Raw genomic sequence first — 14,048 nt, 5'->3', positions numbered from 1 at the left:
AGGGGTGTTTTTATTTTAGAACAAAGACGGATTACCGCCCAGTTTTATTTTACCAAGATGTTTATAAGCACTTTCTGTTGCCTCGCGGCCGCGGGTGGTACGCATTAAAAAGCCTTCCTGTATTAAAAAGGGTTCATAAACTTCTTCAATGGTACCTTCATCTTCGCCAACGGCTGTTGCAATGGTTTTTAAGCCAACAGGGCCTCCTTTAAACTTATCAATTATGGTGCTTAATATTTTGTTATCCATTTCATCAAGACCATGCTCGTCAACGTTTAGTGCATTTAACGCGTATTTGGCAATTGCGGTATCAATATTGCCATCGCCTTTTATTTGTGCAAAATCGCGGGTACGGCGCAACAGTGCATTGGCAATACGTGGTGTACCACGACTTCTACGGGCAATTTCATAGGCACCCTCATCACTGATAGGGGTTTTTAATATAGATGAGGAGCGCAATAGAATAGTGGTAAGCAATTTGGCATCGTAATATTCAAGTCTTGCATTGATACCGAAGCGGGCACGTAAAGGTGCAGTTAATAACCCTGAGCGAGTAGTGGCTCCAACAAGTGTAAAAGGATTCAGCGAGATTTGTACCGAGCGGGCATTAGGACCGCTTTCCAGCATAATATCAATCTTGAAATCCTCCATAGCTGAGTATAAATACTCTTCAACCAGCGGGCTCAAACGGTGAATTTCGTCAATGAATAAAATGTCGCCGGTTTCTAAATTGGTGAGCAGGCCAGCCAGATCACCAGGTTTATCCAGTACCGGGCCCGAAGTGACTTTGAAGCCAACCCCCATTTCGTTAGCAATGATGTTGGAGAGGGTGGTTTTTCCCAAACCTGGAGGGCCATGTAGCAACACGTGATCCAGTGCTTCGCCGCGCTGACGGGCAGCCTGTACAAAAATCTTTAAATTGGCTAATATTTTATGCTGGCCGGTAAAATCTTCAAATACCTGCGGGCGCAAAACTTTTTCAATATCACGTTCAGCAGGAGAGAGACGTTCGCGGTCAGGATCTAAATGTTCGTTCATTGCCAACGAAATTAGTGTTTATTTTTCAAGTCCGAAAACTGGAAAGCCCTGATGACGAATTGTTGAACTATGAATACCCTTTAGTAAAAACAATATTACAAAAAGGTGATCATCCTTCCGGATATTTCCGAAAAATAGAGTTGATCTTCATCTGGATCACCCCAAAAAAAGCTTCCCTGAAAATACTTGTCGACATTTTTGAAGTTCCGGCAGTACGATCAGTAAATATAATAGGTACTTCCACTAATTTATAGCCATGTTTTATGGTGGTGTACTTCATCTCTATCTGGAAAGCGTAGCCTACAAATTTGATCTTATTCAAATCAAGGGTATCAAATACCCTGCGTTTGTAGCACATGAATCCTGCGGTAGAATCCTGAATATCTATACCGGTTATAAAGCGTACATATACCGAAGCAAAGTAACTCATCAGTACCCTGCTCATAGGCCAGTTAACAACATTTACTCCGTTAATATACCTTGAACCAATGGCGGCATCTGCCCCTTCAACGCAGGCTTCCCTTAGTCTGAGCAGATCATCAGGGTTATGGGAAAAATCGGCATCCATTTCAAAAATGAAATCATAATTATGCGCTATGGCCCATTTGAAACCGTGAATATAGGCAGTTCCCAATCCCTGTTTACCGGCACGTTCTTCTATAAACAACCGTTCGGGATATTCGAGCTGTAATTGTTTAACGATATTTTGAGTGCCATCCGGCGACCCATCATCAATGATCAATAAATGGAAATCATGAGGTAAGGAAAAAACCCTGCGGATCATCCGCTCGATGTTTTCCTTTTCATTATAAGTCGGGATAATAACTATGCTATCTGGCACTTAAAAATTATAATAAAGAGTTCGCAAAACTAATTGATTTTGGCGGCATAAAAAATAAAAAAGCAGCAAAGTATTTTTTACCCTGCTGCTTTTTAAATAATGTAAATAATTTACAGTTGATGTGTATCTGCAATTACCTGGTTATCAACATATGGGTCGGTAATATAGTTGCGTTCCTTCAGTCGCGGTGAAATAAATAGGAATGCTACCACAAACACTCCAATAAATATTACAAAGAACCATTCATAGTTTGCGCCCTTGAGGTTACGAGCCCACCATCCGCCACCTTCGATAAAGCTGTTAACAACTGCGGTAATAAGATTACCAAATGATACTACCAGGAGCCAAAGGCCCGTCATGGTGCTTTTCATTGATTTTGGCGAATGCGTATAAGCGTATTCCAGGCCTGTAATTGACACCAATACTTCGGCAGCCGAAAGTATCATAAAAGCAAGTATCTGCCACCAAATTGACGGTGTGCCGCCATGCTCGATGCTATTGTGTGTAAAGGCAATCACTACGAACGACAAAGCAGTTAAAATTAAGCCGGTGCCAAGTCTGCGAAGTGGAGTGGTTTTTAACCCCAGTTTATCTAAAAACGGATATAATCCATAATTAAATAGCACTATAAATATCATTAGGAAAACAGTATTAAACGTGGATACTGAACCCGGATCAATAACGAATGAAGTAAAGCCAAGATTAATATTGCGGTCTGATTTAGCAGCATAAAGTGTCCATTCTGATAGGCATTGGTCCCAAACTGCCCAAAATGCCAGGGCGAAAAAGAATACGGCCATTACTCGGTAAACCGCTTTCATGCCCTCTACCTTTTCAGGATCGAACGGGCCTTTGGCAACGTCCAATAACGACTCGCCCGGTCTGCGTTGCCCTATATGGGTTAATGCATAAAATGTTATAAATACCAGGTTATTGCGGTTAACGCCCTGTGGTGGAACTTTTACATATAGTTTGCGGCCCAAAAAGAATATAAGGGTGGCCAGCGCCATCAATATACCCGGGATACCGAAAGCCCATTTCGGTCCATATAGGCGATAAGTAATTGGAATAGCAATAGTTGATAACATGGAGCCGGCGTTAATACTAAAATAGAACCAGCCATAAATCTTCGAAAGTAAATCTTGATTGCTGGCATCAAATTGGTCGCCCACATTGGCTGATACGCAAGATTTTATACCGCCAGCACCAATAGCAACTACAAGCATCCCGAATTCAAAGCCGCCGAGGCTGGTATCAAACATCGATAATAAAAGATGTCCCAGGCAGTAAACCATCGAGATATATAATATGAGCTTATATTTGCCGGTAAACCAGTCGGCCACCATGCCACCCACAAATGGCAGCGCATAAGCTACCATTACAAACAGGTGATTTAGCTTATTGGCATGTGCGTCAGCTTGCTGGGATAACGCTGCACTGCCAGTAGGGTTAAAAAACTGTTTCACCAAAAAAAGCGTCAATATTGACCGCATCCCATAAAAACTAAATCTCTCTGCCGCTTCGTTTCCAATAATGAATGGAACGCTTTTTGGGAATCTGGATTTTTTTACCACAGCATCAGCTGCCACTGTTTGTTGAACCATAAAGTCAGTTAAAATAATCGTCTAAAATACTATAATTCTTGTGAATCAGAATTTAATACTGAAATTGCTATTAGATGTGAGGTTAATATTTGGTTATTGATTAATTATAGGTCTTGTTTATTGTGTTTTATTCGATAATTTCTTATTGGTTAGCAGTAGCTTTATCGATTGCTGCCTGTTTTTTGGGATCAACGTATTGTTCATCCTGCGCATCCGGAACATTTCTCATGTCCAGGTTTAATACAAAGGCCCAGTGCCCGCCCCTTTCAACATAACCATCGTAGCTTAAATCAGGCCCGTAGCTGCTTAACTTGCCTTTCAATTTGTGATCAGGTGGTGAAAGATGATCAAAAACTATCAGATTTTGCTCGGGCACATATCTTAATAACATAGATGCCTGGCGTGTATATTCAAATACCACTCTTTTGCGGGTTTTACCATTGCCATCAAACACAGGCAAACCAAAAAAGGCTTTACCATCATTAAATGACAGTACATCAATTACCTTTTTTGTTGTTTGTATAGTGTTACCCTTCCATCCCAGTAAAACATAGTATGATTTTGGAGTAGTAACATGTATTATTTTATAATACTGAGCTCCAAACCACTTAGCATTAGTAGTAATGGAATCTTCGGGGTTGGTTAGCTGTGGAGAATAATCATTAAGCGGGAACATTTGTAAACTGCTTCCCCGCATTTGTATGGTGCCATAAAAGCGGTAGCTGCCATCATCATTAAGTACATGCCAGGTTAATATGCGGAAATGCCTGTCGGGCGAGTTGGTGATGGTAATGGATTTTAAAGAATCAAATGGATAATAAAATGAATTTGGTACTTTAAGTGTACCCACTAACATTTTTATAAAGGCGTAGTTGGCATTTTTGCGGTTAAAATCAACACTATCATTTATTATTTTTTTACCTAAATACGCCAGGCTATCCTCGTATAAACGCAATCTCTTTAGATTGGCAGCCGAATCTGCTTGCTGGGCAAAAATAATACGTGGTAAGGCAGCCATCAGAAAACAAATAATTAATAACTTTTTCATGTTACTAATTAACGCAAATTTTCAATAACCATTGCACTTGCTCCGCCGCCACCATTACAAATTCCCGCTGCACCGTATTTTCCATTATTCTGCTCCAAAACATTCAGCAAAGTAACAATGATTCTGGCACCTGAAGCGCCCAACGGATGACCAAGGGCCACAGCCCCGCCGTTAACGTTTACTTTTGCAGGATTGATTTTTAAAAGCTGATTATTGGCAATAGCTACAACAGAAAATGCTTCGTTAATTTCAAAGAAATCAATTTGATCAGCAGATAAACCGGCACGGTGAAGCGCAAGGGGGATTGCTTTTGACGGCGCTGTGGTAAACCATTCCGGTGCCTGCTGCGCATCGGCATAAGCAATAATTTTGGCAAGCGGTTTTATACCTAACTCTTCGGCTTTTTCTTTGCTCATTAAAACCAGGGCCGCGGCACCATCATTTAAAGTAGATGCATTGGCAGCGGTAACGGTGCCATCTTTTTTAAATACAGGTTTAAGAGATGGGATTTTATCAAATTTTACTGCTGCTGGTTCTTCATCATCAGCAAATAAGGTAACATCTCCTTTTTTATCTTTTAACTCAACAGGGGTAATCTCGTCTTTAAATTTACCATCCTTTTGGGCCTGCTGTGCTCTTTTATACGATTCAATTGCAAATGTATCCTGATCTTCGCGGCTGATGTGGCATTCGGTGGCACATAATTCAGCAGCTGAGCCCATGTGGTAATCATTATAAACATCCCAAAGGCCATCTTTTATCAATCCATCGGTTAACTGGCCATTGCCAAGTCTGTATCCATTACGTGCTTTATCTAGGTAATATGGCACATTACTCATGCTTTCCATACCACCAGCCAAAACAATATCATTTTGCCCAAGTGCAATACTTTGAGCTGCCAGCATAATGGCTTTCATGCCAGATGCACACACTTTATTTACAGTAGTAGCCGGTAAATAAGGCAAGCCCGCAAATATGGCCGCCTGCGTGGCTGGTGCCTGCCCCAAATTGGCCGATAGTACATTACCCATATATACCTCCTGTATCTGTTCAGGTTTAAGGCCGGCTTTTTCAACGGCCGATTTTATAACTGTGGCACCCAATTGGCTGGCTGATAAACTGGCCAAACTGCCTCCAAAGCTACCAATAGGCGTACGTGTTGCTGATACAATTACTACTTCTTTCATAAAAAGGATACTAAAATTGGATTGCAAAGTTAATGTTTTTACTATGCATGCATTGTAAATATTATGCTGCAAATTATTTTTTGATGATACCTAAAAGTGGCCTATGTTAAGAAAAACTGCTTATACCAGAAACTTATATTATTTTTGCGCAGTTAAAACGTAAATGGCAAAATTATCTTCAACGCGCCAAAAGGCTATTTTGCGCAAATACTCCCGCAATCTTAAGTTCTTAATGATGCTGGCCAGTGTTTCTGTAATTGTATTTACACTCCCCAAGCAGGCTAAGTTTAGTTATGATATTGAAAAGGGGAGGATATGGAACCAAAAGGAACTGGTATCTCCCTATAACTTCGCTATATTAAAAACATCGCAGGAAATTGAGAACGATCAGAAAACAGCACTGGCCAGTATCACGCCTATTTATCAATTGGATGAAGATATGGGTAGTCATGAAATTGACGGATTTAAAAATGACCTGGAAATAAAATGGCACAATGCCGGTTTTAATAACCGGCAGAAACCTAATTACATTGCTGCGGGAAGTAATCTGCTCAATGAAATTTATAACAGGGGAGTTTTAGCCCTTAACCCCAAGTATCAGCAAAGTGCCGAAAACTATGCCATCACTATTTTAAATAAAAATGTTGCCACCGAAAAAAATACGGCTGATCTGTTTACAAAGGAAAAAGCTATAGCTTATTGCGATAAAGTATTAAGTGGACGGACCGATCTGGATAAAGCATTTTTGATTGACTTGATAAGCAACAGGTTGCAATACAACTTAAGCTATGATAATAAATTAACCTCACGCCTTGAAAAAGAAGTGGTGGATGGCTTGTCAACTACCAGGGGCATGGTACAGAAGGGTGAAATAATAGTTGCCAAAGGTTCCGTTGTAAGTGATGAAGTATATCAGAAACTGCAATCATTTAAAAAAGCTTTTGAAGATAATGCGCGGATAAACGGCGACCGCAGGTTGGTACTTATAGGACAGTTTTTACTGGTGGGTATTGCCATTACCTTGCTTATGGTATTTTTATACCTGTTTCGTAAAGATATTTATGAGGATAATCGCCTGGTGAGTTTAATTTTACTGGTAATTACCGCCATGCTTGGTACCTTATCATTGGCTATTAAGCTGCAGTTGCCCAATTTATATTTCATACCTTATTGTATTGTACCTATTATCATCCGGATATTGTTTGATACCCGTTTGGCATTAAATATACATTTGCTGGTAGTTTTAATAGCCGGCTTTTTTGTACCCAACAGCTTTGAGTTTGCCTACTTTGAAATTACGGCGGGCATGGTTTCTATTTATAGTATTAAAAACCTGATAAGGCGTGAGCAGTTCCTGATCTCAGCATTGATTATAACCTTTACTTACTTTGTTGCATTTTTAGGTATTTCGTTTATCCGCGAAGGTAGTATAAGAAGCCTGGATTGGATGGATTTTGTGCCCTTTGTGGTGAGTGTGCTGCTTACGTTACTGGCTTATCCGCTTATTTACATTTTCGAGAAGGTATTTGCCATAACCTCTGATATTACCCTGATAGAGTTGACCAACACCAATGCACCATTGCTGCGTGAAATGGCATTTACGGCACCGGGTACCTTTCAGCATTCACTACAGGTGGCTAATTTGGCCGAGAATGCTATTTATTCAATAGGCGGAAACGCATTGCTGGTTAGGGCAGGGGCTTTGTACCATGATATCGGAAAAATGGAGAACCCGCTGTTTTTTATTGAGAACCAGAGTCCGGGTTTTAATCCGCATGATAAGTTGTCCTATCAGGAAAGTGCCCAAATCATTATTAGGCATGTGAGCAAGGGGATTGAAATGGCACGGAAGGCCAACCTGCCAGAAATTGTGATAGATTTTATCCGCACCCATCACGGCGATACCCGGGCTGATTATTTTTACCAGTCGTTTTTGAAAAATTTTCCTGAAAAATTCGTTGATGAGAACACTTTTAGGTATCCCGGACCTGTCCCTTTTTCAAAAGAAGGGGGTGTTTTGATGCTTGCCGACTCGGTTGAGGCCGCTTCAAGGGCGTTAAAGGAACCCGATGAAACTTCTATCAGTAACCTGGTTGACCGCATTGTAAAATATAAGCTTGATCAGAATCAATTGAAAGACAGTGATATAACGCTAAAGGATATTGAAACTATTAAAACTATTTTTAAGCGAATGCTGATGAGTATCTACCACGTGAGAATAGATTACTAGAAAAAACACTTTTTTTTTTGACGACTTAACCTAATTGCTATATTTGCAATCCCGAAAAAAGGGGAACATATTTAAAAAACGGAGAGATGCCTGAGAGGCCGAAAGGAACAGTTTGCTAAACTGTCGTACTGGCAACGGTACCGAGGGTTCGAATCCCTCTCTCTCCGCAATACGAGATTCCATTGGAATTATCATGGGGCTGTTCGATTTCGAGCAGCCTTAATTGTTTTAATTTCAGTAGGTTATGCTCAAACTCTGGATGTATCCAAGGTGTTCTAAACATACCCTCTCTAAATGTGAGACCATGTTTGAACACCTCGTTTAAAATAGCATGCTGTTGATTGATAGAAGAATCTTCAAAAATGCTCGGCAAATTGAGCATATAAGGTAATACAAGTAGTTCCTGATTGATATAATCCTCCAAATCACCGTCTAACTCATCTTTGCGTTTAAGCAATTGCCCTTTTTCTGCAATGAACTTTTTGTTCCATTTCTTGTAAGTCGCGCCATTAATTGTATCGTCCATTAGCTTCTTTTCCGCGCTATCGATCTTTTCTTCAAGCCTTTCTAATTGATCCATCACCACCTTTAACTCCTTGTTACGGTTGATATTCATCGCACTTAAACCGCTCTTTACCTCTGTTACTATTTCATCAATTGCCTCTTGCGTAAAACTAAGATTGATCAAAAGCTTACTAAACTGTTCATGAAGCAGAGCACCCGAAATATTAACGTTGCTATGCTTGATACAACGATAATATAGGTAGTATTTGTTCTTACCCTTACTCCAACCTGCTGTCATGCTTTGGCCGCAACAAGGGCTCTTTAAAATACCTTTTAACGGAAACTCATCTTTGGGTTGGGTTTTCATTGCCCGTTTGGTAAGTCCAAGCATTTCTTGCGTTCGCCAGTATTGTGTTTCTGAAATGACCGGCTGATGAATCGCCTTAATGATTTTTTCAGGGTTTTTACCACTTGCTACGACTCTTACAAGACCTGCATACAAGGGGTTGATCAAAATTCTAAATATTGCGCCATTACCACTTTGAGGGAAACCCAAGTCCCTTATCTCTTTGTGTATTAAATAACGTGGCACACCTGCCAAGTAATCACGGAAAATCTTTTGAACAATGTAGGCTTTGGTTTCATCTATGACTAATATCATCTTACCATCGGGCTGTCTGCCATTTAAGTAACCGTACGGTGCTCTATTCAAATACCGGCCAGACTCTTGTGCGTGACGTGCACTTAACTTTGCCCTGCGCCGAATCGTCAACAGTTCCTGATTAGCGATCAAGTATTTAAAGGCCCTTAAAAGAAATACTGATGGGTCTGATGTGTCAATATCCAGTGGCTCACTTGTCGCTATAACTTTCAGGCCATACTTCTTTTCTAATTGTTCGATTTTTTGCAATGCTTCAGGTAGATTACGGCTAAAGCGGTCATGATCAAGTACGATCAGGTACTTTACCTTTCCTTTATGTTGCTTTATAAAGTCTTCGAGTGCTTTGTAATCAGGTCTGTCAAAAGTATAGCTTGATGCACCGTCGTCAACAAAAACTGACCCAAGTACAATATGATTGTATTCGCAATAATCTCTTATGTTCTTTTCCTGGTAGTCTATCGAGTGAACTGATTGATCTTTCTTACTTATTCTTATATACCCTATCGCATCCATTTCTCTTCCTTTTTATAATAATTTCTACAATAATCTCAGCTATTAATTTACGAAAATTATCGCTATTTTCCTCATTTTCAACAGGGTTTTCGACGAAATTTCTATTCTTTTTTTCTATATCTTGAAGCCGATATATAGTTTTTTCCTTGCCCATATTTCTATCTCATTAAGGAAGCAATTGTGAGACTAATGAGAAAAAAGAGTTGAGTAAAATCAGGTAGTACTCTTATATTTTATTACCAAAATATCATGTTAAAATTAAATCCGTAACTTTCAATGCTCTAACTTAAAGGAGTTCCAATATTGCCTAAATAATCTAAACCATCGATGTTTATCAAGACGCTAAAAATTAAAGGTTACCGAACATTTAATAGTGAATTCACTGTTAAGTTGAATAAAGGCCTAAACGTATTGGTCGGTGAAAATGCCACCGGAAAAAGCACCATTATAGATGCTATCAGGTTAATCTTATTGGAAGACGAATTTGGCCGCACGGGCATAGTAGATACTGATTTTCACAGACCGCTTTCAAAAGCAGCGAAATCTAAAGGGGAACCTAAAATCAATATTCGATGTGAGTTTGATAAGCTATCGGACGAGGAACAGGTGATATACCTGCCCTGGCTGGACCTGAATAATCCCGAAAAAGCAATTTTAAATTTAGCGATAGAAAACAAAGAGGACAGTCGGGGTAAATTTAAACGGAAGATATGGGGCAATGAATCAGAAAGCGGTTTCTTTGAGTGGGAATTACTCAACAGAATCAACTGTATCTACTTGCCCGCGTTAAGGGATGCCGAGGATAAACTAAAAGCGTTTAAAGGTTCACGTTTGTCGCGGTTATTAAAGAACCTGCGGACAAACGACGATGAAATTCATCCATTGGAAAAAAAGTTCGCAGCCCTGAACAAAGATTTGCTCAATGATGAGTCTATCAAAATCGCCAACAAATTCATCAAAGATAATATTCTAAAGTCCGTTGGCCCGCTTTTCGGACAGGACACCTCCCTACAGTTCACTGAAATTAATTTTGACAGGATAGTAGAGCGAATACGGCTTTTATTTTACCCGCTACTACCGGAATCCGGCACAGTCAACAAAGTCGAAATGTTCCGGGAGTTAAATGAAAACAGCCTTGGCTTTAATAATATCCTATATTTAGCAACCATCCTCGCGGAATTTGACGGTACCGAAACTGCCGAAACTTCTCATAAAATATTACTGATCGAAGAACCGGAAGCGCACTTACACCCACAACTGCAAAGCCGCTTAATGCAGTATTTACAGGAAATGGCAATTGAAAGTAAAATCCAGATTATTGTAACTACACACTCTCCGGCATTGGCCTCCAGTTGCGACCTAAATGCCGTAAAGATACTTTCGTTAGTCAATGGCTCAGCTAACCCCATTTTTACAGCGGTCGCGGATTGCTGCCTAACAACCACCACAAAGAATTTTTTAGAAAGGTGGCTCGATATCACTAAATCCACCTTGTTGTTTGCCAAAGGGGTGTTATTTGTCGAGGGAATATCAGAGGCTCTGGTCATTAGCGAAATAGCGAAAATGGTATTAAAGGAATTTGCTGCAAAGCAGCCGGATAAAGTTTATTTTAAGAACTTAACTGACTATGGTATCTCCATTATTAACCTAAACGGTCTTTACTTCAACCACTTTATGGCCATATTCAGAGGCTATAAAAAGGATGAAGATCAATCCTTTGTGATTTGTCCGGGTATCCCCGTAAAATGTGCCGGTTTAACGGATAACGATCCGGAAACGACTGCAAAACCAACTGGGCAGAATACTTTGCCAGGCAAAAATCACCAATTGTACTTAATTGCTGAACTCATCCAACAATCCGTTAATTGCAGGTTGTACTCTAATTTAAAAACATTTGAGTATGACTTGGCATTAGAGGGCAATAATATCGTATTGATGGCCCAGGTACAGTTAGGACTTATCGATACCGATGGGCCTGTAAAGACCCAGCTGCAGGCTTATAGCCAAAAGGACTGGTCAAACTCGAATATTAATGATAAAGCTGACGCGGCGTATTTCCTGTTAAACCATATTGATAAAGGGGAATTTGCACAGGCCTTATCCCAAAGACTTTCTGAGCCGGAAACCTCGTTTGCAGTTCCTCAATATATCAAAGACGCGCTCGCATGGCTGGTAGATTAATGGATACCAACAGAAAATTGAAGATAGCTTATAAGCTATCTTCAATGCTCAAATGCGAATTGACGGATTTAACGCGACTTAGTAGTGAGCAAATGGAATATATCCACCGGTATATTAAGGATCATGTGTTTTTAAGGGCCTGCCCCGGAAGCGGAAAAACGGAAGTAATCGGGTTAAAGGCTTCTTACGAAATCTCTAAATGGCAGGAGCAAAATATCGGCGGGCTGGCCGTTTTAACCTTTACCAATAGCGCCGCTAAGGAATTAAATAACAGGATCAGAAAATATAGTGAATTGACTATTGGCACTCATCCGCATTTTATCGGAACGTTCGATAGCTGGCTGCACAATTTTCTATTGCACCCATTTTGTCATTATTTAACGGCCTACAAAGGTAAGGACGGCGATAAAAGCATTCGGATCATTGAGCAGGATAGTGGGGCGGATTTTATGTATGCCTACCAGTTCAAGGTTGACCACAAAGGGAAAAAGGTACCCGTAAAAGCTACTGAATATCATTTCAAGGATAACTGGAAAACGGTTGTAGGTGACACGGATATTGCCAAGAGCATAATCTCAAGAGGCCTGACTACTACTGAGTTTGAGGAATTCAAAACCGTAAAGACAAAATTTATAAAGGACGGCTTCGCGACCTATTCAGATGCAGAATTCCTATGTTGCCGATTGCTCACTAAATTCAAGTTCTTGACACAAAAGATAGCCCTGAGATTTCCGGTAATTATTGTCGATGAATGCCAGGATTTGTCTGAGGATCAGTTAACGATTATCGACATTCTTCAGCAGAAAGGGACGATTTTTCATTTTGTTGGGGATATCAATCAGGCGATATATGAGTTCAGAGATGTAAACCCGGAATTGTTAATGGCCTACATTCAGAAGAAAAAGTTTCTCGAACTAAAACTGACCAAAAACTACCGGAGTAATCAATCCATTGTAGATTTAACCAGCTTAATGATTGGTAACTCAGATATCGTACAGGCTAATATTGGTAATTTAATACCGGCGCCCTGTATCCTTTGGCAGTATGATGACCAGTCATTTTCAGATTTACCTACGAAGTTTGAAGAATTGATTTTAAAGCACTCCTTAACTTTAAACCAGTGTGTGATCCTCGCGCGCGGCAAGTCTACCTTAGACCCGTTACGGGTTCAAAATCAGAATAATAAATACACGAAGATAGAATTATTTGCCATAGCACTGCATTGCTGGAATAAACAGCAGCGGAATACGGACGAGTTGACTAATGCGCTGTTGTACGCAGGAAAGTTCTTTTTTTCGATAGCTTACGGCGGCCATCCGGATGTGAAAAATCAATATTGCCCGGATGGGATTGACCCGGTGGAGTGGCGCTTATTATTGAAGCGACTATTGGACGAGGCAAATGTGCTTTATCCTTTTAAGGCAAACGGGGTTGATATGACCTGGAAAAATTGGGTGGTTTTGGTTAAACAATTCTTAATGAATAAATGGTTTCTATTAAAGTATAGTTCCGTCACCTACGATAAAATTAAGAATGGAATCAAATCGCCTGATAATAAAGGTGATAAATATGTCCATGAGATACATTCGTTCACTAATCTCAAAAATCCATTCAGGACGACCACTATTCATAGTGTGAAAGGGGAAACGCTGGAAGCTGTTTTGCTGATATCGCATAAAAACAAGCAAAGTAAAGGAGGACACCATTCGCACTGGTTCAGGGAGGGGAATTTTACAGAAGAGCATATCAGGTTTGCCTATGTGGCTTGTTCTCGCCCCAAACATTTATTGGTGATTGCTACACCAATGTTATCTGCTACTGAACTTACCCAGCTAAAAAAAATAGGATTGGTGCCCTGATGGAAGTAACGTAATTATCATTCTCGCTTATATTTCGCAGTACTACCGAACATTACCCAAATCTCAAAATCCATGCTATTCAAATTTGCCTATCAAAATTGATAGCATGGAAACCAACAGCAACCTCAAAGGCCGCAAATTCAACGGCCAATACTACCCCAAGATCAAACGCATCCGGCAAGAGCCGCGGCAAAAGATACGCCAGCTACTCAGGTCATTTATTCCGCTGAACCAACCGGAACCGGGCCACCAACATTCCGGCCAAAGTTGACCACCCACAAACTCAATTAGAAACCATTAATCAAACTGCGAAGCAGTTTCGCAAGGCCAGTTCTGCATTCGACAGAATGCAGCAAGATGGATTTTCGTATACGAAAATCAT

General features: G+C 40.2%; 9 protein-coding genes, 1 tRNA gene and 1 pseudogene. 5 read left to right on the top strand and 6 right to left on the bottom strand.

Translation table 11 applies throughout. The features are described from left to right. Positions 1 to 15: 15 nt before the first annotated feature. The 5 genes from ruvB to JN11_RS16985 all read right to left on the bottom strand — a co-directional run bounded on the left by ruvB (position 16) and on the right by JN11_RS16985 (position 5,718). Positions 16 to 1,038 (bottom strand): Holliday junction branch migration DNA helicase RuvB, encoded by a 1,023-nt coding sequence (ruvB, locus tag JN11_RS17005; RefSeq protein ID WP_144914477.1) that lies wholly within the window; start codon positions 1,036 to 1,038, stop codon positions 16 to 18. A 109-nt stretch (positions 1,039 to 1,147) separates the two neighbouring features. Further along, positions 1,148 to 1,879 carry a polyprenol monophosphomannose synthase gene (locus tag JN11_RS17000; protein ID WP_144914476.1) on the bottom strand — a complete coding sequence of 244 codons (732 nt, stop codon included), beginning with the start codon at positions 1,877 to 1,879 and terminating at the stop codon, positions 1,148 to 1,150. A 110-nt stretch (positions 1,880 to 1,989) separates the two neighbouring features. Next, on the bottom strand, positions 1,990 to 3,483 hold the full coding sequence (locus tag JN11_RS16995) for a POT-type proton-dependent oligopeptide transporter (RefSeq protein ID WP_144914474.1): 1,494 nt from the start codon (positions 3,481 to 3,483) through the stop codon (positions 1,990 to 1,992). 142 nt (positions 3,484 to 3,625) lie between these two features. After that, positions 3,626 to 4,531: a hypothetical protein gene (locus JN11_RS16990; RefSeq protein WP_144914472.1), complete on the bottom strand. Its 906-nt coding sequence runs from the start codon at positions 4,529 to 4,531 to the stop codon at positions 3,626 to 3,628. 8 nt (positions 4,532 to 4,539) lie between these two features. Continuing rightward, the gene (locus tag JN11_RS16985) at positions 4,540 to 5,718 is read right to left on the bottom strand and encodes an acetyl-CoA C-acyltransferase (RefSeq protein WP_144914471.1); all 1,179 of its coding nucleotides are present in this window, start codon (positions 5,716 to 5,718) and stop codon (positions 4,540 to 4,542) included. Between the two features lie 163 nt (positions 5,719 to 5,881). Here JN11_RS16985 and JN11_RS16980 point away from each other — a divergent pair, with 163 nt between their 5' ends. Continuing rightward, on the top strand, positions 5,882 to 7,948 hold the full coding sequence (locus JN11_RS16980) for an HD family phosphohydrolase (protein WP_144914469.1): 2,067 nt from the start codon (positions 5,882 to 5,884) through the stop codon (positions 7,946 to 7,948). A gap of 80 nt (positions 7,949 to 8,028) precedes the next feature. Continuing rightward, a tRNA-Ser gene (locus JN11_RS16975) sits at positions 8,029 to 8,115 on the top strand. A gap of 734 nt (positions 8,116 to 8,849) precedes the next feature. Here the strand turns inward: JN11_RS16975 and JN11_RS24985 are convergent. Beyond that, positions 8,850 to 9,626, bottom strand: a pseudogene (locus JN11_RS24985) (recombinase family protein); the annotation flags it as partial. Positions 9,627 to 9,953: 327 nt separating this feature from the next. Here JN11_RS24985 and JN11_RS16960 point away from each other — a divergent pair. From JN11_RS16960 to JN11_RS24490, 3 genes are all read left to right on the top strand, one after another. Continuing rightward, positions 9,954 to 11,807, top strand: a complete 1,854-nt coding sequence (locus JN11_RS16960) for an ATP-dependent nuclease (protein ID WP_144914468.1) — start codon at positions 9,954 to 9,956, stop codon at positions 11,805 to 11,807. Positions 11,808 to 11,899: 92 nt separating this feature from the next. After that, on the top strand, positions 11,900 to 13,666 hold the full coding sequence (locus JN11_RS16955) for a UvrD-helicase domain-containing protein (protein WP_170227782.1): 1,767 nt from the start codon (positions 11,900 to 11,902) through the stop codon (positions 13,664 to 13,666). 106 nt (positions 13,667 to 13,772) lie between these two features. Then, the gene (locus tag JN11_RS24490) at positions 13,773 to 13,937 is read left to right on the top strand and encodes a hypothetical protein (protein ID WP_170227781.1); all 165 of its coding nucleotides are present in this window, start codon (positions 13,773 to 13,775) and stop codon (positions 13,935 to 13,937) included. Positions 13,938 to 14,048: the final 111 nt, after the last annotated feature.

The organism is Mucilaginibacter frigoritolerans (assembly GCF_007830615.1).
GTDB classification, from domain to species: Bacteria; Bacteroidota; Bacteroidia; order Sphingobacteriales; family Sphingobacteriaceae; genus Mucilaginibacter; species Mucilaginibacter frigoritolerans.
Note: the sequence above shows the minus strand (reverse complement) of the source record. Positions and strands in the feature narration are given on the sequence as shown.

Bases quoted from the DNA above. Each gene is read 5' to 3' on its own strand.
- JN11_RS16990 (WP_144914472.1), bottom strand. From the start codon at position 4,531: ATGAAAAAGTTATTAATTATTTGTTTTCTGATGGCTGCCTTACCACGT.
- JN11_RS16960 (WP_144914468.1), top strand. From the start codon at position 9,954: ATGTTTATCAAGACGCTAAAAATTAAAGGTTACCGAACATTTAATAGT.
- ruvB (WP_144914477.1), bottom strand. From the start codon at position 1,038: ATGAACGAACATTTAGATCCTGACCGCGAACGTCTCTCTCCTGCTGAA.
- JN11_RS24490 (WP_170227781.1), top strand. From the start codon at position 13,773: ATGGAAACCAACAGCAACCTCAAAGGCCGCAAATTCAACGGCCAATAC.
- JN11_RS16955 (WP_170227782.1), top strand. From the start codon at position 11,900: ATGGAATATATCCACCGGTATATTAAGGATCATGTGTTTTTAAGGGCC.
- JN11_RS16980 (WP_144914469.1), top strand. From the start codon at position 5,882: ATGGCAAAATTATCTTCAACGCGCCAAAAGGCTATTTTGCGCAAATAC.
- JN11_RS16985 (WP_144914471.1), bottom strand. From the start codon at position 5,718: ATGAAAGAAGTAGTAATTGTATCAGCAACACGTACGCCTATTGGTAGC.
- JN11_RS16995 (WP_144914474.1), bottom strand. From the start codon at position 3,483: ATGGTTCAACAAACAGTGGCAGCTGATGCTGTGGTAAAAAAATCCAGA.